Below are 23,427 nucleotides of genomic sequence, written 5' to 3' on the forward strand. Positions count from 1 at the left end.
TGGTCGAAAGGAAAGTCAGGACGCCACCATCGCCGGGGCGCGGTTTTCGGCACCACGAAGACCGTTCAGAATGTCCTCGAGCTGTTCGGCGCGGCGGGCTGCGCTGTGATCCCTCACGATCCGGTCGCGCAGCGCGCCGCCGCGCGACGATGTGTCCAGTTCCAGCGCGGCGAGTACGTCCTTCGTATCGTCGACGAGCACGACTTCGTGGTTCGGCTCGAACAGGACGCCGATGCCCGGCCAACGGTCGGAAAGGATTGCCGTGCCGCATGCGCCCGCCTCGAACAGCCGCACCGACGGAGACCAGCCGGCCTCGATCATGTCGGCGCGCGTGAGGTTGAGCGTGAAGCGCGATGCGGAATAGAATGCGGCGTGCTCGGCCGGCGGCAGATGGTCGACCCGCTCGACATTTCGCGGCCAGTCGATGCTGTCGGGATATTGCGAACCGGCGACCGCGAAGCGCCGGTCCGGACAGCGGCGCGCCACCTCGATCAGCAGCCGCTCCAGCCCCGGCTGGCGATCGTCGCTATACGTGCCGAGATAGCTGAGGTCCCAGCGCTTCGGCACGTCGAGCGGCCGATACCGGTCGGTGTCGACGGAGCAGAACAACGCCCGCGCGGACGGCGAGCCGAATTCCTGCTCGATCCGCTGCAGCGTCGGCCCGCCGGTGAAGGAAAGATAGCAATCATAGCCGGCGATCAGATCGCGCGAGACATAGTCGCACGTGCCCCGCTCCAGCGCCGCCAGCGTCACCGGCGTGTCGATGTCGTAAAAGGCGGTGGCGCCGCGTGCGGTCTCCTGCACGAACCGGCCCACCGCAATGCCGTCGGGCACGTAGGAGCCGACGATCACGGCGTCGGCGCCGGCGATCTCCTCGCGCCATTCCGCAAGATCGGCGACCTCGTTATAATAACGCAACCGACAGAAATCGGGCACCTTCAGGTCACGATTGTCGGCATACCAGGGACGGTCCCGCTCCAGGAACAGGATATCGTGCCCGCGCGCGGCCATTGCCGCCAGCAGCGCGCGATAGGTCGTCGCATGGCCGTTGCCCCAGGAGGACGAGAGGCTGAGCCCCAGAACCACGATATTCATGCCATCTCCCTTGCTGTTGCATGTGCCTCGCGCAGGACGCGGTCGACCTGCTTCCCGCGCAGCGCATAGCTGTGCTCCCGGCGCACGCGTTCGCACGCCGCGGCGCCGATGGCGCGGGCCCGTTCGGGCGTGAGGCTTTCGAGGATTTCCGCGACGTCGCTCCCGTCGCGCGCGACGAGCACCTCGCGGTCCGGTTCGAGAAACTGTTCGACACCCTTCCACGCGTCGGTGATCAGGCACGCGCCGGCGCCCGCCGCCTCGAACACCCGCGTCGCGGGCGAATAGCCGACACGCGCCATGGAATCGCGCGCCACGTTGAGCACCGCCAGCGGTGTCGAATTGAACGCATTGTGGTCGCCGGTCGCGACATGGCCGAGATGGCGGACATTGCCCGGCATCGCCTTCGTCTCCCAGCCGCTGCCGCCGATCAGGAAGTCGCGGTCCGACATCACGGATGCCGGCTTCAGGAAGAACTCCTCGACGCGCGCTTCGCGGTCGGGCAGCCGATTGCCGAGAAAGGCGAGGTCGCACGCGAACGCCTGGTCCGGATCGGCGGGGAAGTGCGTGGCGGGGTCGACCGCGTTGTAGATGGGCACGCACGCGCGCGCACCGAATGCGCGATACGCCTCGACCACCGGCGGGCCGCCGCCATAGGTAAGCACCAGATCGAGATCGGACAGGGCATGGCGCACCGGATGCCCGGCGTCGGCTTCCATCTCGTCGAGCGTCGCGGCGGCGTCGACATCCCAATAGACGCGCAATGCGTCGCTCCGCGCATTGGCGATCACGCCTTCCAGCAATTCGCGGTCGAACACGCCCACGCCGTTCGCCTTGACGACGATGTCCGCCTCGCCCGCTTCGGCGAGCACCGCGCGCAATCCCTCCTCGGTCGCCGGATAGACGACGGACCGCGCCCAGTCGGGCGGGTCGATGTCGCGGTGCTGCTGCCGGTCGAACGCGTCGGGTTCGTAGAAGGTGATGGCATGGCCTTCCCGCGCGAGCGCGTGGAGGATGCCGCGATAATAGGTCGCCGCGCCGTTCCAGTAGGAGGACAGCAGGCTCGATCCGTAAAAGGCGATCTTCATGCTGCGTCCCTCCCTGCTGTTTCCGGTGCGAGCTGGTGCAGAACCGCCAGCAGTTCGAGCGCGCGGTGCGCGCAGCTATGCCGCTTGCGGATCGTGTCGAGTCCGCTCCGCGCCAGCTCGCCCCGCAACGCAGGGTCGCGCGCGAGTGCGCGCAGATGGGCGGTCATCGTGTCGCCGTCGGGCGCGACCAGATAGTCGGTGCCGGGGCGAAACAGTCCTTCGGCGTCGTCCCACGGGGCCGAAACCAGCGGAATGCCGCACGCCAGCGCCTCGAACACGCGGATCGTCGGAATGCCGGGAAGAACGCTCGCATAATAGCGGCGCGGCACATGGACGGTTGCCATATGCCGCGCAAAGATCGCGGGCGTGTCGGCATTCGCCGCCCAGCCGTGATACCGGGCGCCGTAGCGTTCCAGCATCGCCTTCGCCGCGTCGGGATAGCGCACGCCGTGGATGTCGAGCGTCAGTTCCGCAGCGGCTGCCGGCCGCAGCAGAAACCGTTCGATCTCCTCGCTACGCTCGCCATCGCCCCAGTTGCCGATCCAGACTAGCCCGTTGCGCCCGCCCGCACCGATCGGCGGATGGAAATGCCGAAGGTCGGCCGCTTCGTGCCAGACCCAGACCCGATTCCCCCAGCCCCAGCCGCGATAGACCTCGGCCAGCGCCTCGCCGAACGCCAGCACGCCGTCATAGCCGTCCAGGTCGAATGCGCGCATCTCCTCCGGCGCGCTCACCGCGCGGTGATGCGTGTCGTGGAACAGCAGGCGATACCCCGCCCCGGCTGCGCGTTCGCGCCCCAGGCGTGCGACAAGCTCCGGCTCGTTCCACTCGTGCACGATCACGCAGTCGGCATCGGCCGCCAGCTCCGCCGCGCCTTCCATGCCGTCATAGATAAGCGCCCGCAGCTCGGGATAGGCGTGGCGGAACGCTTCGAGCCCCGCATGGCCGTGGTCGCGCAGCAGGTTTTCCAGGCTCCATGCCCCATCCCGCTCGCAGGCGACGACCTCGTGCCCGCGCGCCTGCAGTTCGCGCAGAACGCCGCGCAGAAAATGGGCATTGCCGTGGTTCCAGCAGGAAAGCAGCGAATGGGTGAAATAGACGATCTTCATGCCGCCGCCCTCCGCTCGACCGTTTGTGCATAGAGCCGGGTCATCCGTTCGCCCATGGCGGCGCTGGTGTAGCGCTGCGCGCGCTCGCGGGCCGCCATGCCGAGGCGCGCCCGCGCCGCCGTGTCGCACACGGCCTGCTCGATCGCCTCGACGAAACCCCGCTCGTCGTCGAGCCCGACGAACAGCGCGGCACCGTCCCACAGCTCGCGAAAGGTATCGATGTCGGACAGGACGAGCGGACACCCCGCAGCCGCCGCTTCGAGCACGGCAAGACCGAACGGTTCGAAACACGCAGCCGAGACGAAAGCCGGACGCCGCGCCAGTTGCCGGCCGAGTTCGGCGCCCGAGAGCCGGCCCAGGCGGTGAAGGTTGCGCACCCGGATACGCTCGCCCTGCGGCCCGCAATCGGCGCCGGCGGCGCGAAAGGGGAAGGACAGCCGCCCCGCCACGCGGTCCAGCAGCCTTACGTTTTTCGCCTGATCCCAGAGCCGTCCGGCGACCAGCGCAAAGTCATGCGCTGCGAGATTCGCGCCGCGTTCGGGAAAATCGCGGCCATTATGCACCACACTCGGCATGCGCGGAAGTTCGTAGGCCTCTTGCAACCTGCGGGCGAAACTGTGCGACGGCGCCACCATCAGCTCGGCCTCGCTCAGGCCGCGCCGCATGAGATGGCGATGCCAGGTCATGCCGGACGGCAACGGCTTCCTTTCATACGCGTCCCACCAGGTTGCGACGCAGCCATGCGCCGCGCAGATCGCCGGCACGGAGAACCACCTTTCGGCATAGAGCGCGGGACTGTTCACCTGGACGAGATCGGCGCCGACCTCGCGCGCCAGAGCGCCGATGACCCTGCCGGCCCGCTCGACGGGTTCGGCCGAGGTGCACATCCAGTCGAGCGGAAGGTCGGTCTCCCTCACCGTGAGGCGTGCAATACGCTCCGCCTCGGCGCGCTGATCGTCGTCCGGCGCCGGACCCAGTATCGCCAAGGTCGCCGAACCGCCCCGCCGCGAGACGGCGCGCGCCAGTTCGAGCGAATATTGCCAGACCCCGCCCACGGCGTCGGCCGTGATCAGGATATGGAACGAGCGCAAATCCGTCATGATGCGGCCGCCTGCCGCTGGGGCGCGCCCACTCCGCCGCGGCTCGTTCCGGCCGACCGGTAATCGCTCAGCCAGCGCAGGAGCGAGGCCACGCCGTCGCGCCAGGCCGTCTTCTCCGGCAGGTCGAGCGCGGAATCGATCGCTCGCGTATCGGCGACGAACCAGCGCTGGTCTCCGGGACGCCAATCGGCGTGGCGGACGGTCACGCTGCGGCCCAACATCGCCTCTAGATGCAGGATCACGTCGCGCAGCCGGACCGCATTGCGCGGCCCGCCGCCCAGATTGAACGCATTGCCCCGCACCGCGTCGATGTTGCGCCATGCGGCGAGATATGCGGCGACGGCGTCGTCGACATCGAGCAGGTCGCGGACCTGTTCGCCGTCGCCGTAAAGCGTGATCGGCTCATCCTCCAGCGCCCGGATCGCGAAATGGGCGACCCATCCCTGATCCTCGGTGCCCATCTGGCGGTGGCCGTAGATGCAACTCATCCTGAGGACGGCCGCCGGCAGGCCGAAACTGCGCGCATAATCGAGCACATACTGGTCCGCCGCGCCCTTGGAGCAGCCATAAGGCGTGTGGAAATCGAGCGGCCGGGCCTCGCTCACCCCGTTGGCGGCCAGATCCGGGTCGGTCGGACCATGCCCATGCTGGCCGAGCGCCATGCCGATATCGCCCAGATCGCCGTAAACCTTGTTGGTGGATGCGAAGACGAGCGGAATTTCCCGTGGTTGCGCGCGCAACGCCTCGAGCAGTTCGAGCGTGCCCTGCGCATTGACGCGGAAATCCTCGCGCGGGTCGATCATGCTGGTGGTCACCGCGACCTGGGCGGCAAAGTGGAAGGCCGCATCGGCCTGCGACACCGCGTCCCACAGGGTGTCACGGTCGGAAAGATCGGCAACGACCGGCACGATCGCCTGCCCGTGCCTCTGCTGCAACCAGCGCAGATTGTCCTCCACGCCCTTGCGAGCAAGTTTGTCGAACACGATGACGCGGCATCCCTCTCGGGCAAGCCGGTCGGCGAGGTTCGATCCGATGAAACCGGCGCCGCCGGTGATGAGAATGGTCTGCTGCCTGTTGCTCATGCCACCAGCCCTCGCCGTTCCAGTTCGTCGCGGGCTCGCTCGACGCCGTCTTCTGCCTCCTGCTCCCGGACCCAGTCGGCGATCTCGGCAAGGCCGGCGTCGAAATCCTCCTTCGCCTCGAAATCGAGCCCCTCGCGCGCCCTGGACGTGTCGGCAAAACAGTGACGGATGTCGCCGGTACGCGTCTTGCCGACGATCTCGGGCTCGATGGTATCGCGGTCCATCGCCCGGCCGAGCTTGATCGCGATCTCGTATATCGACCGGTCGCGGCCGGACCCGATGTTGAACGTCTCACCGGATATGCCGGGCTTCTCAAGCGCGTCGGCGAAAGCGCGGGCGACGTCGCGGACGTGCACGAAATCGCGGCGCTGCTCGCCATCCTCGAAGATCAGCGGTGGTTGTTCGTTCAGATAGCGCGAGGCGAAGATCGCCAGCACGCCGGTATAGGGATTGGATAGCGCCTGGCCGGGTCCGAACACGTTGAACAGACGCAGGCAGACGCTTTCCATGCCGTAAGAGCCGGACAGGATATGGGTCAGCCGCTCCTGAACATATTTGTTCAGCGCATAAACCGATTGCAGCGCCGGACGCTTGGTTTCCGGCGTCGGCAGCGGTTCCAGCGGCCGCCCTTCCGCATCGAGGGGGTTCCACTCCTTTTCACCCTCGCGCATCGCTTCGCGCACGGCATCCTCGACGCGTTCGCCGCCGGCCGTCCGGTACAGCCCCTCGCCATAGATGCTCATCGACGATGCGGTCACCACCCGCCGCACCGGCTGCCCGATCAGTTTCTCGAACAGCGTCGCGGTGCCGAGATCGTTGACGCCGGTATAGCGCGTCACCTCGTACATGGACTGGCCGACGCCGACCTCCGCCGCAAGGTGGATGACGGAACCGACGCCGTCGACGGCACGCGCGACCGCCTCCCCGTCGCGAATATCGCCCCGCAGGAATTCGGCACCCCGGATCATCGGGTCCAGTTCGGGATCGGGTCCATGAACCTGCGGGATGAGGCTGTCGATGATCCGTACCGCATACCCCCGTTCGAGCAGTTCCGCCGTGACATGCCGGCCGATGAAGCCAGCACCACCAGTAACCAAGACCGCTTCGCTCATTCGTGCCTCTCAAATCCCGTTCAACATAAATGTAAGTACAAATCCATGTTATTAATCTATGTTACACGCTTTGTACTTACCTTCGCAGCATCTAATCAGATTAGGTATGTCTTTGTTCCATTACGCATCCGAATTTAATGAATATTCGTGGAACGGAATTCTGGTGCGCAGGTTTGTAGCTGGGACACGGCGCCCTTGCGGCGCCTTCGCTCGCAACCGATCGGAGGGGATTGTTGAACACGCGTATCCTGCTCATTCGCCATGCCGCCCATGAGGACCTCGGGGTTCGCCTGACCGGGCGGCGTTGCGGTGTCGCGCTGACCAAGGCCGGACACGAGCAGGCTTGTCACCTGGCGGAACATGTGGCCGGTGAGGACATCGCGGCCCTGCAGGCCAGCCCCACCCACCGCGCCTTGCAGACGGCGGCCATCGTCGGCGGCCGCACCGGTCTCGGCGTTCAAACCACGGCAGCACTGGACGAGATCGATTTCGGCGGATGGACCGGGCGCCGCTATGCCGAACTGGAGCGCGACAGCCGGTGGCAGGCCTGGAATGTGGAACGCGAAACCGGCGTGACGGCCGGCGGCGAATCCATGGCCGGAGTGCTGCACCGCCTGCGCTGCCACCTGAAACGAACGTCCGAGCGTTTCCATGACCGTACCGTCGCCATGGTGACCCACTGCGACATCATCCGCACGCTGGTTGCCGACATTCTGGGCCTGTCGCTCAACGCGGTCCACCGGTTCGACATTCCGCCCGCATCGGTCAGCCGTATCCTGGCAGGCGATTGCGGCGGCAAGGTTATCAGCCTGAACGAGACGCTCCAATGACCAGTATTTCCAACCTGACCGAAACACGCAGCACGGAAGATCTCCGCCAGCGGGTCCATGCGCTCGCGCCCTGGTTCCAGAACATCGACCTCGGCCAGGGCATTCATACCGCGCCCGATCATTTCCTGGGCGATTATCCGCGGGTGAAGTTCGATCATTTCGCCCATGCGCTGCCGAACGATCTGAACGGCGCCTCGGTGCTCGACATCGGCTGCAATGCAGGCTTCTATTCGGTCGAGATGAAGCGGCGCGGGGCCGGCCGGGTGCTCGGCATCGACAGCGACGACCGTTATCTGGCACAGGCCAGGCTGGTGGCCGAGACGCTCGGCTTCGACGATATCGAGTTCCGCAACCTGTCGGTCTATGACATCGCCACGCTGGGACGGCGCTTCGACCTCGTGATCTTCATGGGGGTGCTCTATCACCTGCGCCACCCGCTGCTCGCCCTGGATCTGATCCGCGAGCATGTGGCCGGCGACCGCATGTTGTTCCAGACGATGCAGCAAGGTTCGGTCGACGTGCTGCAGGTGCCCGAGGACCAGCCCTTTCACCGCCCCGGCACGACCGCGCCGCCGACCTGCTTCGACAATCCCGCTTATCCGAAGATGCATTTCATCGAGCGCGAGTTCGCGCACGACTGGACCAATTGGTGGGCGCCCAACGCCGCGTGCAGCCAGGCCATGCTGCGCGCAGCCGGATTCGCGGTCGAGGCGCAGCCCGAACCGGAAGTCTATCTCTGCCGCATCGCCGACGTGCCCTATGCCGAATACGGGCCGGCCGCGGTTTATCCAGCAAGGGGGACGAACGCGTGATCGAAGCCGCGATGATCTGGAACGAACCCAACAACAAGTCGCACTGGGACCCGGACCTCGATCCCGAATGGGCGATCTATGCCGACACGGTGCGGCGTGCCGGCGCGGCGATCGCCGAAATGAACCCCGACATCACCCGCGTCCTCGGCGGCATGTCGCCCATCGATCCGCACTGGGTCGAGCGGATGCGTGGACATGGCGCGCTGGATGCGGTCGACGCGGTCGCCGTGCACGGCTTTCCCCTCGACTGGAACCTCTGGTCGATCCACGACTGGCCCGACAAAATCGCGGAGATCGAGGCTGTCGTGCCCGACAAGCCCGTCTGGGTAACCGAAGTCGGCGTCGGCTCGTTCGGCGCCGAAGAGGTGCAGGAATTCGGCATACGGCGGACCGCCGAGCTGCTGATCGGCCGCGTGCCGCGCATCTATTGGTATTCGCTGTTCGACCTGCCGCAGGAATGGGGCGCGACCACCCGGCACCGCGAGGCGGAAGGGTCGAGCTATTTCCGTCACTTCTACATGGGGCTGATCCGCGCCGACGGCACGCCCAAGCCGGCGCTCGACCATTATGCCGAGGTCGCGGATCAGATGGGCCTCATGCAATGGTTTCATTTCCAGGACCCGCGCCTGGACGACGCCGTCGCCTGGATGAAGCGCCTGGGCGTGACGAAACTGCGCACCGGCCTGTCCTGGGCCGACAGCTTTCGCGAGGGCGCGATCGACTGGTTCGACCGCCAGATGGAAGCGCTCGCCGATTTCGACGTGACCGTCACCTTCTGCTTCACGCCCGAACATCTCGGCGTCGAACCCCATCACACGAGCTGCGCCAGGGACCCGCAGCAATTTGCCGATTTCTGCGCGTGGATGATCGACCGCTATGCCCCCGCGCGCGCCGAACCGCAAACGCTGGTCCGCACGGGATGAGGAAATCCGACATGCTCTCCACGACTTCCAACCCGATCAATATCGCACTCGTCGGCATCGGCAATTGCGCCAGCTCGCTCGTCCAGGGCCTCGAGCACTACCGCGCCGGGGCCAACGACACGGTCGGCCTCTCGCATTTCGAGCTTGGCGGCTATCGGCCGAGCGACATCCGCGTGGTCGCGGCCTGGGACATCGACCAGCGCAAGGTCGGGCAGGATGTATCGCGCGCGATCTTCGCGAAACCGAACTGCACCCAATCCTTCTGTCCGCATGTCGAAAAGACCGGCACGAAGGTGCAGATGGGGCGCATCCTCGACGGCGTCGCCGAACATATGGCGGATTATCCGGAGGAGCGGACGTTTCTGATCGCCGCCGAGCGGGAAGCCACCCGCGACAGCGTGGTCGCCTGTCTGCGGGACCGGAAGGTCGACGTGCTGGTGAACTATCTTCCCGTCGGCAGCCAGGAAGCGAGCGAGTTCTATGCCGAGTGCGCGCTGGAAGCGGGCGTGGCCTTCGTGAATGCGATTCCGGTCTTCATCGCCAGCGATCCGAGCTGGGCCGCGCGGTTCGAAGAAGCCGGCGTCCCGGTCATCGGCGACGACATCAAGGCGCAGCTCGGCGCCACCATCGTTCACCGGGTGCTGACCGACCTGTTTCACCGGCGCGGGGTGAAGCTCGACCGCACCTATCAGCTCAACACCGGCGGCAATACCGATTTCCTGAACATGGCGAACCGCACGCGGCTGGCGTCGAAGAAGATTTCCAAGACCGAAGCCGTGCAGTCGGTGACGCCCGAGCCGCTCGCCGAACAGGACATCCATATCGGACCCAGCGACTATGTCGCCTGGCAGAACGACAACAAGATCGCCTTCATCCGCATGGAAGGGCAGCTCTTCGGCGGTGTGCCGATGAATCTGGAATTGCGCCTGTCGGTCGAGGACAGCCCCAATTCGGCCGGCGTGGCGATCGACATGATCCGTTGCGCCAAGATTGCGAAGGACCGCGGCCTGGCCGGCCCGATCGACGCGCCCTCGACCTGTTTCTGCAAGCATCCGCGCCGCCAGCTCGCCGATTCCGCCGCCTGGACGGCGCTCGATCAATATCTTGAGGAAGTCTGACCCGCTTATGACGACGACGATGCGCGCAGCCGTTCTGACCGGCCCCCGAACGATACGCGTGGACGAGGTGGAACGTCCCGAACCCGGGCGCGGCGAGGTACGCGTGCGGCTGCAGGGATGTGGTGTCTGCGCCTCCAATCTTACGCCCTGGGAGGGGGCGGACTGGATGGAATACCCCACCCCGCCGGGCGATCTCGGCCACGAAGGCTGGGGGGTGGTCGACGCCGTCGGCCCCGGCGTCGCCGATCCTGCTCCCGGCGACCGGGTGGCGGCCCTGTCGTTCCGCAGCTATGCCGATTACGACATCGCCCTGGCGGACCAGGTCGTGAAGCTGCCGCCCGCTTTGTCGGGCCATCCCTTTCCGGGCGAACCGCTCGGCTGTGCCTTCAACATCTTTCACCGGGCCGATATCGGGCCCCATTCCGTCGTCGCGATCATCGGCGTCGGTTTTCTGGGTGCGGTGCTGACCCGGCTGGCGTGGCTGAAGGGGGCGACGGTGATCGCCATTTCACGCCGGCAATCCTCGCTCGCCCTCGCCCGCGAATACGGCGCCGACCACCTGATCCCGATGGACGATCACCAGGCGATCATCGAGCGGGTGAAGGACATCACCGACGGGCGCATGTGCGACCGCGTGATCGAGGCGGTGGGAAAGCAATGGCCGCTCGACCTTGCCGGCGAACTGGTGGGTTTCGGCGGACGGCTGGTCGTCGCCGGCTATCACCAGGACGGACCGCGCCAGGTCAACATGCAGATGTGGAACTGGAAGGGCATCGACGTCATCAACGCGCATGAGCGCGATCCGAAGATTGCCCTGCGCGGCGTCCGTCAGGCGGTGGATGCGGTGACGGCGGGCGTACTCGATCCGGGCCCGCTCTACACCCACCGATATTCGCTAGAGGAACTGGACGCCGCTCTGGACGACACCCGCGACAAGCCCGACGGTTTCGTCAAGGCGCTGGTGACGCTCGCATGAGCGGGCTGCGCATCGGCTTTCTCGGCACCGGCTGGATCGGGCGGCACCGCATGGCGGCGATATGCGAAACCGGGCTGGCGGCGCAGGTGCTCGTCGCCGACCCGGATCCGGCTTGCCGGGACGAGGCACTGCGTCTTGCACCGGGCGCGCGCGCCGTGGCCGATCTGGCGGCCATGCTGGACGAAGGCGTGGACGGCGTCGCCATCGCCACGCCGAGCGCGCTGCATTCCGAGCAGGCGGTACGGGCGCTGCAGGCGGGAACCGCGGTCTTCTGCCAGAAACCGCTCGGTCGCACCGCCGGGGAAGCGGGTGCCGTCGTCGCCGCCGCGCATGAAGCCGGCCGGTTGCTTGCGGTCGACTTCTCCTACCGGCGCACCCGCGCCGTAGAGGCGATCGTCGAGCGGATCCGCAGAGGCGATATCGGCCGCGTCTTCGCCGTCGACCTGACGTTCCACAACGCGTACGGCCCGGACAAAGCGTGGTTCTACGACCCCGCGCAGTCCGGCGGCGGCTGCATCATGGACCTCGGTGTCCATCTGGTCGACCTGTTGCTGTGGAGCCTCGGCTTCCCCGAGGTGCACGAGGTACGGACGAAGCGGTTTGCCGGCGGAAAGCGGTTGACGGTCGCGGCGACGCCGGAAGATTACGCGCTCGCCACCCTGTCGCTCGGGGATGACGTCGAGGCGCGGCTCGCTTGCTCGTGGAATCTCTCCGCCGGACAGGATGCCGTGATCGAAGCGCGCTTTCACGGCACCGAAGGGGGCCTGGCCATGTGCAATCGGGCCGGGTCCTTCTACGACTTTGATGCCTGGCATTTCCGCGGGACGACGGCAGAACAGATCACCTCCCCGCCCGACGCATGGGGCGGCCGCGCCGCCAGCGACTGGATTCGCCGTCTGGCGCGAGACCGCGGCTACGACGCTTCGGCCGGGGAAATCGTCGCCGTCGCGCAAGTGCTCGACCGGATGTACGGCGAAAGGCCCGGACAAAATCACGGCTCGTCTCAGGCCCGCGCGCATACCGGAACCGAACCGCATCGAAAGCGCTTTCCCGATATGGCAGGCATCCAGGAATGCTGATCTGGACCCGCAACGTAAGGATCGCTCATGACGGACAAGGAAAAACGCCTCAGGGAAGGCGGACGCAAGGATCGTCCCTCCGGTCTGAAGGATCGGGACGATGATGCCGCCCTGCGTCACGAAGGGCGTCAGGCCGTGCGCAACCAGGGCAAGGCCACGCCCGAGGACTATCCCGAGCGGCACGACGTAACCCCCGACTGATTACGGACGATGCGCTGCGCCTGCGCAAATCGGCGCACGGAAATAATCGGGCCGCAGGATCAAGGAGGCTGAGATGAGCGAAGCTGAACGCACCACCGATCACGATACCATCCGCAAATGGGTGGAAGACCGCGACGGCACGCCAAGCGTCGTGGAAGCGACCGCGGACAACGACCAGCCCGGCGCCCTGCTCCGCATCGACTTCCGCGAGCTCGACGAAGGCTTGCGCCCCGTCGAGTGGGATGAGTTCTTCCGTATCTTCGACGAGAACAACCTCGCCTTCCTGTACCAGGATCGCGGCGACGGCGGAGGGCTGAGCCGGTTCAACAAGTTCGTCGACCGCAACCAGAGTTGATGGCGACCAGCATTCCAGAAGCGCGACTAGTCCCGAACGCCACGCCGGACCCTTCGGCCGGCTGAGAAGAGGCCCGTTCCAACTCCACGTTTCTTGGGAGCGAAGGGGACATAAAATACGGTCCCGAACCTCGCCGAAACTCCAGGCCCACAGTGTTCAGGCTGGCAGTATTCGCCCCCAGTCGGTAGCGCAGCCGAGCCGGGTCGCGATCACGCGGCGCGGCGACGAATGTTCGGGGCGCGGCGATGATCGACCAGATGCGCCAGCGCACTCGGATCGTGCAGCGTCACCCGCCCGCCGCAGGCCGAGATCACACCGTCCTTGCGGAGCGCCTGCAAGGTTCGATTGATGTGGACGCTGGTAAGGCCCAGGGCATCCGCCAGGCATTCCTGGGTCAGGGGCATGCGAAACGAATTCTTTTCGGTAAGGCCGGCCAGGCTCATGCGTTCACCGATCTCCAACAGGAAATCGGCACAGCGTTCATATGCGGTCAGCCGCCCCAGACGGGTGATGTGCGACTGCAGATAGAATTCGTCTATCGACGAACTTGCCACATAGGCGGCCGGCAAGCTCGAATCGTCGGGCAATAGTTGCTCGCACGGCGCCTCTGCGACGACCATGTCCTTGAGCGCCAGCACCGTCGAAGAAGCGAGCGCCCCGCGTTGCCGACCGACCCCGATCAGGTCCCCGGGCAACACGAAGGACAGGATCTGCCGCCGGCCATCGGAAAGTACCCTGATCCTGGCGCCCCACCCCGCGAGAATCATGAGTGGCCGCGACACCGGCTCGCCTTCGGATATCAGTTCGCGACGAACGGCGATTTTCCGCTGCGTGCTCGCGCCGGCATTACGCAGAAGATCGCGATCACCCTCCGTCAGTTCGACGATGGCGCTCAAGCGCAGGAGGACGCTTTCGGCGGGGTCGGTAACGGCAGCAAGGTTCCGCATCAGACCATCTCCGCATCCGCGTCGGGAACAGGTCCCACGATCGTCATGCCCGCGTCCGAAAGCCCACGCCGCAGATCGTCTGCAACGAAATATTCGTCCTCGACGATCAGGGCGCACTTTCCATCGAGTGCTTCGGTCTGGATCATGCCAAGTCCTCCTCGCCGGCAGCATCGCGGGAGAAGACCGCATCTGCCATATCATCGATCAATGGAATGTCGATGACGCAACGAACACCACCCGGTCTCAGTTCAAATGCAGTCGTTGCACCCAGTTGATAGGGCAATCCCCGCTCGATCAGTTCGGAGCCGAACCCTTCGCGCGGGATGTCGCCCGACACCATCGGCACCCCCTTTTCCTCCCAGGTGAAATGCAGGCGCCTGGCGGAACCGCTCTGCCCGTCGACGCTCCAGAAGATGTCGATCTCCCCACCGAGGGCGAGCGCTCCGTACTTTACCGCATTGGTGACGAGTTCATGAACGGCCAGGCCGAGGGTTTCGGCCGGTTTGTGGAAAAGATGGACGGACGGCCCCCGGACCCTGATGCGCATTCCGTCCATCGGCGCGTCCACGCTCAGCAGTTCGTCGCGAACCAGTTCCTCCAGTTCGATCTGGCCCTGCGGCGAACGGGCCAGGATGGTCTGCGTCCGCGCCAGTGCGTCGATCCGGCCGCGGAAATGGCTCGCCACCTGCTCGACCGAATCTTCCGCTTCGAGCGTACGGCTGAAGATGGACCGAACCACCGCCAGAATATTCTTCACCCGGTGCTGCAATTCGGCCATCAGCAGTTTCTGGTGTTCGGTCGCGAGCCGCATTTCGCTGATATCCGAAGCGGAGCCGTACCAGCGTTCCACCGCACCGGCCTCGTTCCGCACCGCCTCCGCACGCAGGAGCACCGACCGGAAACCGCCTTCCACGCTTTGAAAGCGCAATTCCGTCTGAAAGATGCCCCCGTGCCTGCCGGCATCCAGCCAGCAGTCCCGGACACGATCCAGGTCGTCCGGGTGCACCGCCGTCATCCAGCCATGCCCCAGCACGCCGCGTTCCGGCATTCCGGTGAACTCGTAGAAGCGTTCGTTGACGTAATCCCAGTGCAAACCGGCATCGGCTGTGAACAGTTCGATCGGCACCGATTTCACCATGCCGCGGAACCGCTCGTCCGACTCCCGAAGCGCCGTCTCCGTGCGGGCCAGGTCGCTGATGTCGAGGAAGGTCAGCACCACGCCGCCGATGAAATTCCCGCCCGAGCGACAGGGCAGGATGCGGACGAGGTATCTCCTGTCGTTCTTCTGATTGTGGACTTCCCGCTCGATCGTCGTGCGCGTGCGCACCACCCGGCGGACATCCTCCGACAAATCGTCGAAATCGATCCGGCCCGCAATGTGCATCAAGGGCCGCCCGAGATCGCTCTCAATCAGGTGGAATATATCGGCGATTGCGGGTGTGAAATTGCGCACCCGAAGGTCGTCGTCCAGAAAGACGGTCGCGATCCGGGTGCTTTCGAGGAAATTTTTGAGGTCGGCATTGGCACGCGCGAGTTCCGCCACGCGCTGCCCCAGTTCTCCGTTGGCCGTCTGCGGTTCCCGGTTCGCGGCTCCCAATTCCTCGGTGGTCTCCTGGCGCCGTTCCCGCATCTGGCGCAGTTCGGATTCGAGGCGCCGATCGTCATCGCCGCGCAGATCCTTGCCCGCCTCCCGATCTCGCGACGACGCCGCGAATTCCGCGGACTGGAAGAGCACGACGAAATTGCGCGGTGCTCCGTCCTCGCAATCGACCGGCTCGACCACGAGGCGCACCATCTCCGTTTCGCCGTCGACCTCCATCGCGAGCGGCGGCGGTCGCACGGCATCCCGGTCGTCTCGCGCTATCCGAAGCGCCGCGTGCAGATCGCTGCGGAGATCGTGGTGCACCAGGAGCGGCAGCGACAGCGAGGCCGTGCCCTGCTTCGGTTCCAGATAACGCCCCATCCGCCCGGAAAAGTGCAAGATGTCGAATCCGTCGTCGACGACGACATAGGCAGGCGCGTACCGGTCGGCGATCCGCGCGGCCCGGCGCGCCAGGTTCGCATCGAGCTGTTCGCCGGTCCGCGCTTCTTCCGCCGGGGCCGATCGTGATCGGGCGCTCCGGCGCAGATGTACGTCATAGCGGGCGATGCACGACGCAATCTCGGACCTCGGCAGCACATAGTCCGCAATCGACTCGATCGGGCGGCTGGCCGGATCCGGGCCGGCGGAATGCGTTTGCTCGACGACGCACATACCGCCATGTTTCTTCACCGCCGCCATGCCCGATGTCGCGGTTCCCGCAACGGGCCGCATCACCAGCCCCACCGCATGATCACCGCAATCTGCCGCCACACCGGTCAAAAGAATATCGCAGCGCCCCGCCTGTCCCGAGCTGCCCGCCCCGTCCCGGACCGACAGGCGTCCTTCGATGGGAACGACCGACCGGCCGTTCGGCACCACCGTCACCCTGCCGGGCACCAGCATTTCGCCGTCGATCGCCGCCACGGCATCGACGCTCCGGCAACGAAGCGTTTCCAGCATCACATCGCTGTCGATCGGGGCCTGATGCACAACGCACAGGATGACGGCGATTTCGGCGAATTCCGGCTGCGCCAGAAAATCGGCAAGCGCATCGTCGAACGTCGCCGCCACAACGCCGAGTACCAGGAACTTGTCCCCGGCAGGACCGGTATCCGCAAGATCGTCGGCCAATCACCTGCCCCGTTCGTTTTGGCGCCGGTCCTTTCCGGCGCCCACGATCGTGTATCTTTCGACGGCGGACTTCGCCACTGCAGCGAAAGCACGCAAAGGTCGCCGCCCCATGCCACCGTTCCGGCTCGGCGGCTGCGCGCTTGCGGTATCGAACGAATTTGCGCGATGCGACGAGCCGGGGTCGCACCGCGCCGAATTCAGGACGTCACACCCCGTCAGGGGCCAGACGGACCGTTACTGCTCGGTGGACTTCGTCCGTCCGGCTCCCGGACCCGCGCCGAGATCCGCACCGGTGATCGGATTGGCATCGGGAGCGGAGGCAAGGCGCCGCTTCATCGCCTCGAGCCGCTGTTGATCGGCCGAATCGAGATTGACCTGCGCGCTGCCCTCGCCATCGTCCGCCGGCAATCCCTCGGGCAGATCCTCGACCATGGTGAATTCCTCTTCATTGTTCCACGGCCCGCGTGCATCCTGCGGATATTGGGAGGTATTCACGTACATGTCGGCATAGGGCTCCTTGCCGGGAAGCTTGCCCGGCGGGAAATTGTCCTTGATTGAATAGAGCGCCTTTTCAAAGGACTTCTGATGCGCGACCTCACGCGTCATCAGAAAGCCCAGCGCATCTTTCACGCCGGGATCGTCGGTGACGTTGATCAGCCGCTCATAGATGATTTTCGCGCGCGCCTCCGCGGCGATGTTGGAGCGCAGATCGCATGTCGGATCGCCGCGACTGTCGACATAGGCGGCCGTCCACGGCACGCCCGATGAATTGGTGAGCGCGGGACCGCCACCATAAAGCAGCGCCTGGGTGTGGCTGTTCCCGCCACGGGTGAGGTCGCGATAGAGTTCCGCCTCCTCCATCTCGCCTTCGGTGATCTTCGTTCGCGCGCCCTTGTTGAGCATCGCCACGACCGACCCGATGACCTCCAGATGGCTCAGTTCCTCGGTCGCGATGTCGATCAGCATATCCTTGCGGCCGGCATCTTCTTCCGCCAGCCCTTGCGTGAAATACCGCATGGCCGCCGCCAGTTCGCCGTCCGGCCCTCCGAACTGCTCGAGAATCAATGATCCCAGCACGGGATCCGGCTCGCTGACACGAACCGTATATTGCAAGGTCTTGTTGTGCATGAACATCGCGTGCTCCTCCTCTTGAATGCCCCGGCTGCAAACCGAAGAGGATGGCGATGCGTTGCATTTCTGATCCACATTGCAAATGCAGGTGAACGTCTTCGCAGAAGCCGACGCCGACGGGAAGAATCCTCCCTCCCTCCCATGAGCAAGCCGCCCGGCAAAAGCGCGCCGCGGGCGCGGCTGGCTACTCCGCGATGGCGTCGATCATCGCGGCGAATTTCACTTTCACGCTGTGATCTGCATGGGAAGCGGCGACCTGTTCGGAGATCCTGTCCAGCCTCGCATCGAATTCGCGCACCAGCGTCGGCAGGCGTTCGGGCCGATAATCGATCAGGCGCGCGGCCTGGCCGGCGAGCGAGACGTCGTCGGGCAGCGGGCTGGGCGAATTCCAGTGATATTTCAGCCATTCGACCGCCGCGGCCGTCCGCTTCATGCGATAGAGCAATCCGTCCAGGTCGACCGGATCACGCCCGTAATCGACCCGCACGTGCATCGATTGGTCCGCGGGCCGGGCCGGGACGACGATCCGTGCGGTGAGCGATCCGCCGTCATAGCTCCAGCTTCCCGCATGGCCGTCTTCCGACCGCTGATAGGCGGCGCCATCCACCGTGACGCGTTCCGGGATCGCGGAAACGGGCAGTTCGACCGTGATCTGCTTTTCGGCAGGCATGCCCGGATAGCGCCCCTCCCGCGGATGCACCGTCACGTCTGCGTCGTCCGCGTCGCGCCGGCTCTCGACCGCGGTGAAGCTGTACTGGTCGCCGCGATAGCCCTCGCTGTCGCCGGCATCGGCATAGACGCGCGCATGACCGGCCCCTCCGGGGAAGACCCGCAATACCAGCTCGCCATTGTCCATGGTCTGCAGCTTGCGCACCGAGTCCGGGTTCATCGGCACCACGGCGCCCGCGCGGACGAATACCGGCACCTCGTCGAGCGTATAGTCCCGCTCGATCATTTGGCCGCCCGCGATCACCTCGCCGCGATTGCTGTCGTACCAGCGGCCCGGCGGCAGCCAGATCGAAACGGTTGCGGAGCCGTCCTTCATCGGCTGGGTGACGGGGGCGACCAGCATGTCGTCGCCGAACATATACTCGCCGGGGGTCTTGTACGCCCGGTCCTCGTCAGGCCAGGCATAATAAAGCGGGCGCAACATCGACACGCCGCTGTCATAGGCTTCGCGCGCAGCGGTATAGATATAGGGCGCCATGGCATAACGCCGGTCGATGGTCTGGCGAATGGCGGCAAACACCTCCGGCGAGAAGCGCCACGGTTCCTTGCGCAGCCCCGCTTCCTTCGACGAATGGGTGCGCAATATCGGGCTGAACGCACCAAACTGCATCCAGCGGACATAAAGCTCCGGATCGATGTGCCGCTCGTCCTCCGGCAGGTCGTCGGGGAACATGTGCCCGCCGATGTCGTGGCTCCAATAGCCGTAGAGCACGTTCGACGCAGTCGCGGTGAAATAGGGCTGATAGGCGAGCGATTCCCACGAAATCACGGAATCGCCCGAAAAGCCGACCTGATAGCGGTGGTTCCCCAGCCCGCCCCACCGATGATAGATCAGCGCGCGGTTCCGGCTGTCGCGCTGCATGTGCGTGTAGAACACATAGTTCAGCCACCAGGTGTTGGACAGGCCCGGCACCTTCTTCGAATCGGGCCATTGCTGCCAATCGAGCCACCAGAAGTTCACGCCGTCGTCGCGCAAGGGGTCCAGCACCTTGTCGAACCACGTGTTCACGAAGCGCTTGTCCGCCGCTTCGAAGGCGATCGGTTTGCCGCCGGTGACGCCCATCGCCTTCGCCGCTTCGTCATATCGCGCCTCGCGCCGTGTGATGCCGGACGCGGGGTGCAGGTTGAGCGTGGTCTTCAGATCCTGCTCGTGCAGCCAGGAGAGGAAGCGCTCCGGCTCAGGGAACAGGCTGCGGTTCCAGGTATAGCCGGTCCAGCCGACGAGCTGGCCGAACGCGTCCTGCTTGGCGTATTTCGGGTCCCAGCTCAGATCGTCCGTGCGGTGCCAGTCCATATCGACGACCAGCACGTCCAGCGGGATGCGGTAGCGCTGGAAATCCCCCACCAGCTTGCGCATTTCGGCATCGGAATAGTTCCAGTAGCGCGACCACCAATAGCCGAAGGCGTATCGCGGCGGCATCGGCTCGCGCCCGGCGATGGCGGCGAAATCGCCCAGCGCCTTTTCATATTGATGGCCATAGCCGAAGAAATAGAGGTCCTGGCAGTCCGAACAGGCGCGCTTCTTCACCCAGCGCCAGTCGCTGTCGTCGAAGAGAAAACTTTTTGAATCGTCGACCAGATGCCAACCCGCGCGCGAGATCAGTCCCCGGCCGAGATCGAGTTTCTCGCCGTCACCCAGGCGGATATTGCCGCGGAACCGGTCCAGCGTACGCGTGGTGCCGTGCAGGTTGCTCGCTTCCGCCATGCCCGGATGCCAGCCAAAGGCGGTGTCGAGGTTGCGGGAACGGACGGAAAGATTGGTCGCGCTGAACCGTCCGCTGCCCAGCTTGTAGGTCAGCCGCAATGCCTCGGTCTCGATGTGCAGAACCCCGCCGCGGACGGTGGAGGTGAAGGCGGGTACGGGCTGTTCGCGGTCGACGAAGACCTGTGACGGGCTGTCTACGAAGCGTCCGTCCGGCGACCATTCCATGCGGATCACCCGGGGCGACAGTACCGTGAATCGGACATGATCCCGCTGAACAATCGCGCCCGGCGCAGCCCTGCCCTGCATCTCCGGCGTATTCGCGGCTGCCGGGACGGCGTTGGCCTGGCACGCGGCAATCGCCCCTATCAACGCCCCTGCGCTCAGAAGATTTCGGATCATGTCGCCTCGATCATTGGTCAGGATTCGGCCGGCACCACAGGCGGCGGCGAGAGCGGGAACCAAGCACGGCTTTCCCGCGCAGCGGTTCATGCACTCGCACGGCCCTTTCCCGCAAGCCGCGCTGTTCGCCTGCGCTATTCGAGTTCGCCGAGCGCGGCTTCCACGCCGTCCATGGTGAAGGGCTTGGCCAGGACGGGTCGGCCGCGATGTTCGGGCACGATCGTGTCGCCCGAGCCGCCGGTGGCGAGCACGAACGGGATGCCGGCTTCGGCCAGCGCGTCGGCGACCGGCCAGCTCCTTTCACCGCCGCGCAGATGCACGTCCAGGATCGCAGCGTCGATCGCGCCGCCGGAAACATGCTCGAGCGCCTCGTTCACCGTTTCCGCGGTTCCCGCTACCTTGCGATCGAGCATGTCGAGGAAATCCTCGAGCATCATCGCGATCAGCGGTTCGTCCTCGACGATGAGTATGTTTCTGAGTGCAGCCATCGCCATGCGCTGAAGCACAATCGGAGCCGCGTGCCAAGCCTCATTCCGCGCGCAGAACGTCGCGCGCGGCCTCTGCAAGTTGCTGCACCGAAAACGGTTTCGGCAGAAAAGCGACATTGTCGATGTCGATCGAGTTGCGAAGCTGCTCCTCGGCATAGCCCGACATGAACAGGATCGGCATGTCGGGATACCGCTTGCGAATGCGGTTCGCCATCGTCGGCCCGTCCATGCCCGGCATCACCACGTCGGAGATCAGGAGATCGAGTTCGGGATTCTCCTCCATCAATTCCAGCGCCGCCTCGCCGTTCTCCGCCGTCAGCACGGTATAGCCCTGCCGGGTGAGCGCGCGTTCGGCGACCGCACGCACCATGTCCTCGTCCTCGACCAGCAGGATCGTTCCACTGCCCCACAGGTCGCCCTTTTTCGGCCTGGCCGACAGCGGAGTCGCCGCCTTGCCCGGCATCTGGGCCGCGTGGACCGGCAGGAAGATGGAAAAACGCGCCCCGCCCCCGGCCGGCGATTCCGCGAAGATATAGCCGCCGGACTGCTTGATGATCCCATAGACCGTCGAAAGCCCCAGCCCCGTTCCCTTGCCGACTTCCTTCGTGGTATAGAAGGGCTCGAAAATCTTGCCGAGCGCCTCCTGCGGAATACCCGTTCCGGTATCCGAAATGATCAGTGCCGTATAATCGCCCACCGGCAGCTCGTCGTCCGCCAGGCGACGCACTTCGGCGGAACTGACCGCGACCGTTTCGATCGTCAGCGTCCCTCCGCCATTGGGATGCTTGGAAAGCATGGCGTCGCGGGCGTTGACGGCAAGGTTGACGACCACCTGCTCCAACTGGCCGGGGTCCGCCCTGACCGGCCCCAGCCCGCGTCCGTGCTGCACCACCAGTTCGACCGTCTCGCCCAGCAGCCGCTTCAGCAGGTTGGAAACCTCCGATATGACGTCGGGAAGCTGGAGCACCTGGGGACGCAGCGTCTGCTGGCGGGAAAAAGCGAGCAACTGTCGCGTCAGGCTGGCGGCGCGGTGCGAATTGGCGCGCACCTGCTGGATATCGTCATAATCACTGTCGCCCGGCGCATGGCGCATCAGCATCAGGTCGCAATGGCCGATAATCGCGGTCAGGATGTTGTTGAAATCGTGCGCGACGCCGCCGGCGAGCTGGCCCACCGCCTGCATCTTCGTCTGTTGCGCGACCTGACGCTTCAGCTTGCTCTCTTCCCCCGAATCCTTGAACGTCACCAGCACCGCCGCCTCGCCCAGGCCGCGCGCGCCGACCAGGGTCACGGCGACCGGCTCGTCCGGCCGTTCCTTCAGACGTACCGGCATGTCCGCGGCATATGCGGCGCCATTGGCGGACCGCCGGATGACGTCGGCGAACGGCGCCTTGTCCTCGCGCACGACCAGATCGCTGGGATAAAGCGGCGGATTGTCGGGATCGATTCCCGCCGACTTGCAGAACGCGCTGTTCATGTGGAGGAAGCGCCCGTCCCGGTCGACCAGCGCGATGCCGAACGGGATCAGCGATACCAGCGACCGGACATGGCCGCCCGCGCTCTGCGGCAGCGGTGCGGGCAGGTTCACCTGTTCTTCGTCCAGCAACGCGACCAGCATCGGCGACTGCTCGCCATCGGCGAACGGCAGATGCAGGACCCGGATCGGATTGCCGTTCATCCCTTCGCGCTCGAACCGAACGAAGCCGCGATTGTCCGTCACGAGGAAACGGGCGAAGTCCCTGCCCTCCATCTCGGCATCGCGATCGCCCATCGCCCGCGCCCGTAAAACGCTGTTGGCCGCCCGCACCCGGCCGTCCGGGCGCAGCACGGCCGCCATGATACCGGCGCCGCCGATCCGGTCGCCGAATTCGCCGGTCAGCATGGCCTGCGCCTTTGCCGGCAGGTCGATCGTCTCGGTGCTTGCGAAGCGCCAGACGAGCATATCGTCGCCGGCGCGGACGAGATGCGCGGTGATGCGCGACGCATCGCTCAGCGAAACCTGCCGGACGGCTTCACCGTCGCGCCATGCCTCCCGGCTCGCGGCATGCAGCAACGCCTCTCCGTCGCCCGACAGCGGCAAGGACGGCGGCGCGGGAAAACCGCCGAAGAGCATTTCGAACGCGGGATTGGCACAAGCGAGCCGTCCCGCCCGATCGGTGACGGCCAGTGCCTCGTGCGCGCTGGCGGCGAGGACATGCGCCACGGACCAGTCGGTCTGCGCGACCGCCACGGGCGCCGGGCGGCGCAGCGCCGCCCAGGCGAACAGCGCAGCGGCGATCAGCAGCCCCGCACCGGCAAACCCCGCCGCGACCGCCGGCTCGCCGACAAGGAAGAACAGCGCCAGCGCGACCGCGACACCGCACAAGGCGGGCAGCCACAGCACGCCCGCCCTGCGGCGCGGCGTATCGGAAAAAGCGGAAGCGAACAGGGTTGCCATG

The 23,427-nt window shown here is 65.6% G+C and carries 21 protein-coding genes; 8 read left to right on the forward strand and 13 right to left on the reverse strand.

Annotated features, from left to right (window positions below; all coding sequences use genetic code 11):
• Nucleotides 1–15 precede the first annotated feature (15 nt).
• The 6 genes from RPR59_RS10350 to RPR59_RS10375 are packed head-to-tail and all read right to left on the reverse strand — an operon-like array spanning nt 16 to nt 6,583.
• A complete protein-coding gene (locus tag RPR59_RS10350; protein WP_313913724.1) occupies nt 16–1,095 on the reverse strand; it encodes a CgeB family protein in 1,080 nt (359 codons plus the stop codon).
• Nucleotides 1,092–2,180 carry a CgeB family protein gene (locus RPR59_RS10355; protein WP_313913726.1) on the reverse strand — a complete coding sequence of 363 codons (1,089 nt, stop codon included), beginning with the start codon at nt 2,178–2,180 and terminating at the stop codon, nt 1,092–1,094. The genes RPR59_RS10350 and RPR59_RS10355 overlap by 4 nt, the downstream gene beginning before the upstream one ends.
• Nucleotides 2,177–3,289, reverse strand: coding sequence for a CgeB family protein (locus RPR59_RS10360; RefSeq protein WP_313913728.1), 1,113 nt, complete (start codon nt 3,287–3,289; stop codon nt 2,177–2,179). The genes RPR59_RS10355 and RPR59_RS10360 overlap by 4 nt, the downstream gene beginning before the upstream one ends.
• The gene (locus RPR59_RS10365; protein ID WP_313913729.1) at nt 3,286–4,389 is read right to left on the reverse strand and encodes a glycosyltransferase family 4 protein; all 1,104 of its coding nucleotides are present in this window, start codon (nt 4,387–4,389) and stop codon (nt 3,286–3,288) included. Before RPR59_RS10365 ends, RPR59_RS10360 begins: the two co-directional genes overlap by 4 nt.
• On the reverse strand, nt 4,386–5,471 hold the full coding sequence (locus RPR59_RS10370) for an SDR family NAD(P)-dependent oxidoreductase (RefSeq protein WP_313913731.1): 1,086 nt from the start codon (nt 5,469–5,471) through the stop codon (nt 4,386–4,388). Before RPR59_RS10370 ends, RPR59_RS10365 begins: the two co-directional genes overlap by 4 nt.
• On the reverse strand, nt 5,468–6,583 hold the full coding sequence (locus tag RPR59_RS10375) for an NAD-dependent epimerase/dehydratase family protein (protein ID WP_313913733.1): 1,116 nt from the start codon (nt 6,581–6,583) through the stop codon (nt 5,468–5,470). Before RPR59_RS10375 ends, RPR59_RS10370 begins: the two co-directional genes overlap by 4 nt.
• 233 nt (nt 6,584–6,816) lie before the next feature.
• On the opposite strand from RPR59_RS10375, the gene RPR59_RS10380 reads away from it, so the two are divergent.
• From RPR59_RS10380 to RPR59_RS10415, 8 genes are all read left to right on the forward strand, one after another.
• Nucleotides 6,817–7,413, forward strand: a complete 597-nt coding sequence (locus tag RPR59_RS10380) for a histidine phosphatase family protein (RefSeq protein WP_313913735.1) — start codon at nt 6,817–6,819, stop codon at nt 7,411–7,413.
• Nucleotides 7,410–8,225, forward strand: a complete 816-nt coding sequence (locus tag RPR59_RS10385) for a TIGR04290 family methyltransferase (protein WP_313913737.1) — start codon at nt 7,410–7,412, stop codon at nt 8,223–8,225. Before RPR59_RS10380 ends, RPR59_RS10385 begins: the two co-directional genes overlap by 4 nt.
• Nucleotides 8,222–9,148, forward strand: a complete 927-nt coding sequence (locus tag RPR59_RS10390; protein ID WP_313913739.1) for a glycosyl hydrolase — start codon at nt 8,222–8,224, stop codon at nt 9,146–9,148. Before RPR59_RS10385 ends, RPR59_RS10390 begins: the two co-directional genes overlap by 4 nt.
• Nucleotides 9,149–9,159: 11 nt before the next feature.
• Entirely contained in the window at nt 9,160–10,266 is a 1,107-nt protein-coding gene (locus RPR59_RS10395; RefSeq protein WP_313913741.1) for an inositol-3-phosphate synthase, read from the forward strand.
• A gap of 19 nt (nt 10,267–10,285) precedes the next feature.
• Nucleotides 10,286–11,242, forward strand: coding sequence for an MDR/zinc-dependent alcohol dehydrogenase-like family protein (locus RPR59_RS10400; RefSeq protein WP_313913743.1), 957 nt, complete (start codon nt 10,286–10,288; stop codon nt 11,240–11,242).
• Nucleotides 11,243–11,292: 50 nt separating this feature from the next.
• Nucleotides 11,293–12,321, forward strand: a complete 1,029-nt coding sequence (locus RPR59_RS10405; protein ID WP_313918464.1) for a Gfo/Idh/MocA family protein — start codon at nt 11,293–11,295, stop codon at nt 12,319–12,321.
• 27 nt (nt 12,322–12,348) lie between these two features.
• The gene (locus tag RPR59_RS10410; protein ID WP_313913745.1) at nt 12,349–12,522 is read left to right on the forward strand and encodes a hypothetical protein; all 174 of its coding nucleotides are present in this window, start codon (nt 12,349–12,351) and stop codon (nt 12,520–12,522) included.
• A 73-nt stretch (nt 12,523–12,595) separates the two neighbouring features.
• Entirely contained in the window at nt 12,596–12,877 is a 282-nt protein-coding gene (locus tag RPR59_RS10415) for a hypothetical protein (protein WP_313913747.1), read from the forward strand.
• Between the two features lie 209 nt (nt 12,878–13,086).
• Here RPR59_RS10415 and RPR59_RS10420 read toward each other — a convergent pair whose 3' ends face one another.
• The 7 genes from RPR59_RS10420 to RPR59_RS10450 form a co-directional block, all read right to left on the reverse strand.
• Nucleotides 13,087–13,824 (reverse strand): Crp/Fnr family transcriptional regulator, encoded by a 738-nt coding sequence (locus tag RPR59_RS10420; RefSeq protein ID WP_313913749.1) that lies wholly within the window; start codon nt 13,822–13,824, stop codon nt 13,087–13,089.
• Complete coding sequence (locus RPR59_RS10425; protein ID WP_313913751.1) at nt 13,824–13,970, reverse strand: response regulator; 147 nt, start codon at nt 13,968–13,970, stop codon at nt 13,824–13,826. The genes RPR59_RS10420 and RPR59_RS10425 overlap by 1 nt, the downstream gene beginning before the upstream one ends.
• Complete coding sequence (locus RPR59_RS10430) at nt 13,967–16,537, reverse strand: PAS domain-containing protein (RefSeq protein WP_313913753.1); 2,571 nt, start codon at nt 16,535–16,537, stop codon at nt 13,967–13,969. Before RPR59_RS10430 ends, RPR59_RS10425 begins: the two co-directional genes overlap by 4 nt.
• 234 nt (nt 16,538–16,771) lie before the next feature.
• Nucleotides 16,772–17,671 carry a manganese catalase family protein gene (locus RPR59_RS10435; RefSeq protein WP_313913755.1) on the reverse strand — a complete coding sequence of 300 codons (900 nt, stop codon included), beginning with the start codon at nt 17,669–17,671 and terminating at the stop codon, nt 16,772–16,774.
• Nucleotides 17,672–17,852: 181 nt separating this feature from the next.
• Nucleotides 17,853–20,501: a glycoside hydrolase family 31 protein gene (locus tag RPR59_RS10440; protein WP_313913757.1), complete on the reverse strand. Its 2,649-nt coding sequence runs from the start codon at nt 20,499–20,501 to the stop codon at nt 17,853–17,855.
• 134 nt (nt 20,502–20,635) lie between these two features.
• Complete coding sequence (locus RPR59_RS10445; RefSeq protein WP_313913759.1) at nt 20,636–20,989, reverse strand: response regulator; 354 nt, start codon at nt 20,987–20,989, stop codon at nt 20,636–20,638.
• Between the two features lie 40 nt (nt 20,990–21,029).
• Nucleotides 21,030–23,426 (reverse strand): hybrid sensor histidine kinase/response regulator, encoded by a 2,397-nt coding sequence (locus RPR59_RS10450; RefSeq protein ID WP_313913761.1) that lies wholly within the window; start codon nt 23,424–23,426, stop codon nt 21,030–21,032.
• Nucleotide 23,427 lies beyond the last annotated feature (1 nt).

This window comes from Stakelama saccharophila, from assembly GCF_032229225.1.
Lineage (GTDB): Bacteria > Pseudomonadota > Alphaproteobacteria > Sphingomonadales > Sphingomonadaceae > Sphingomonas > Sphingomonas saccharophila.

Excerpts from the sequence above, each read along its gene's own strand:
- RPR59_RS10350 (WP_313913724.1), bottom strand. The coding sequence starts at position 1,095 with ATGAATATCGTGGTTCTGGGGCTCAGCCTCTCGTCCTCCTGGGGCAAC.
- RPR59_RS10355 (WP_313913726.1), bottom strand. The coding sequence starts at position 2,180 with ATGAAGATCGCCTTTTACGGATCGAGCCTGCTGTCCTCCTACTGGAAC.
- RPR59_RS10360 (WP_313913728.1), bottom strand. The coding sequence starts at position 3,289 with ATGAAGATCGTCTATTTCACCCATTCGCTGCTTTCCTGCTGGAACCAC.
- RPR59_RS10365 (WP_313913729.1), bottom strand. The coding sequence starts at position 4,389 with ATGACGGATTTGCGCTCGTTCCATATCCTGATCACGGCCGACGCCGTG.
- RPR59_RS10370 (WP_313913731.1), bottom strand. The coding sequence starts at position 5,471 with ATGAGCAACAGGCAGCAGACCATTCTCATCACCGGCGGCGCCGGTTTC.
- RPR59_RS10375 (WP_313913733.1), bottom strand. The coding sequence starts at position 6,583 with ATGAGCGAAGCGGTCTTGGTTACTGGTGGTGCTGGCTTCATCGGCCGG.
- RPR59_RS10385 (WP_313913737.1), top strand. The coding sequence starts at position 7,410 with ATGACCAGTATTTCCAACCTGACCGAAACACGCAGCACGGAAGATCTC.
- RPR59_RS10395 (WP_313913741.1), top strand. The coding sequence starts at position 9,160 with ATGCTCTCCACGACTTCCAACCCGATCAATATCGCACTCGTCGGCATC.
- RPR59_RS10400 (WP_313913743.1), top strand. The coding sequence starts at position 10,286 with ATGCGCGCAGCCGTTCTGACCGGCCCCCGAACGATACGCGTGGACGAG.
- RPR59_RS10405 (WP_313918464.1), top strand. The coding sequence starts at position 11,293 with ATGGCGGCGATATGCGAAACCGGGCTGGCGGCGCAGGTGCTCGTCGCC.
- RPR59_RS10410 (WP_313913745.1), top strand. The coding sequence starts at position 12,349 with ATGACGGACAAGGAAAAACGCCTCAGGGAAGGCGGACGCAAGGATCGT.
- RPR59_RS10415 (WP_313913747.1), top strand. The coding sequence starts at position 12,596 with ATGAGCGAAGCTGAACGCACCACCGATCACGATACCATCCGCAAATGG.
- RPR59_RS10420 (WP_313913749.1), bottom strand. The coding sequence starts at position 13,824 with ATGCGGAACCTTGCTGCCGTTACCGACCCCGCCGAAAGCGTCCTCCTG.
- RPR59_RS10425 (WP_313913751.1), bottom strand. The coding sequence starts at position 13,970 with ATGATCCAGACCGAAGCACTCGATGGAAAGTGCGCCCTGATCGTCGAG.
- RPR59_RS10435 (WP_313913755.1), bottom strand. The coding sequence starts at position 17,671 with ATGTTCATGCACAACAAGACCTTGCAATATACGGTTCGTGTCAGCGAG.
- RPR59_RS10440 (WP_313913757.1), bottom strand. The coding sequence starts at position 20,501 with ATGATCCGAAATCTTCTGAGCGCAGGGGCGTTGATAGGGGCGATTGCC.
- RPR59_RS10445 (WP_313913759.1), bottom strand. The coding sequence starts at position 20,989 with ATGGCTGCACTCAGAAACATACTCATCGTCGAGGACGAACCGCTGATC.
- RPR59_RS10450 (WP_313913761.1), bottom strand. The coding sequence starts at position 23,426 with ATGGCAACCCTGTTCGCTTCCGCTTTTTCCGATACGCCGCGCCGCAGG.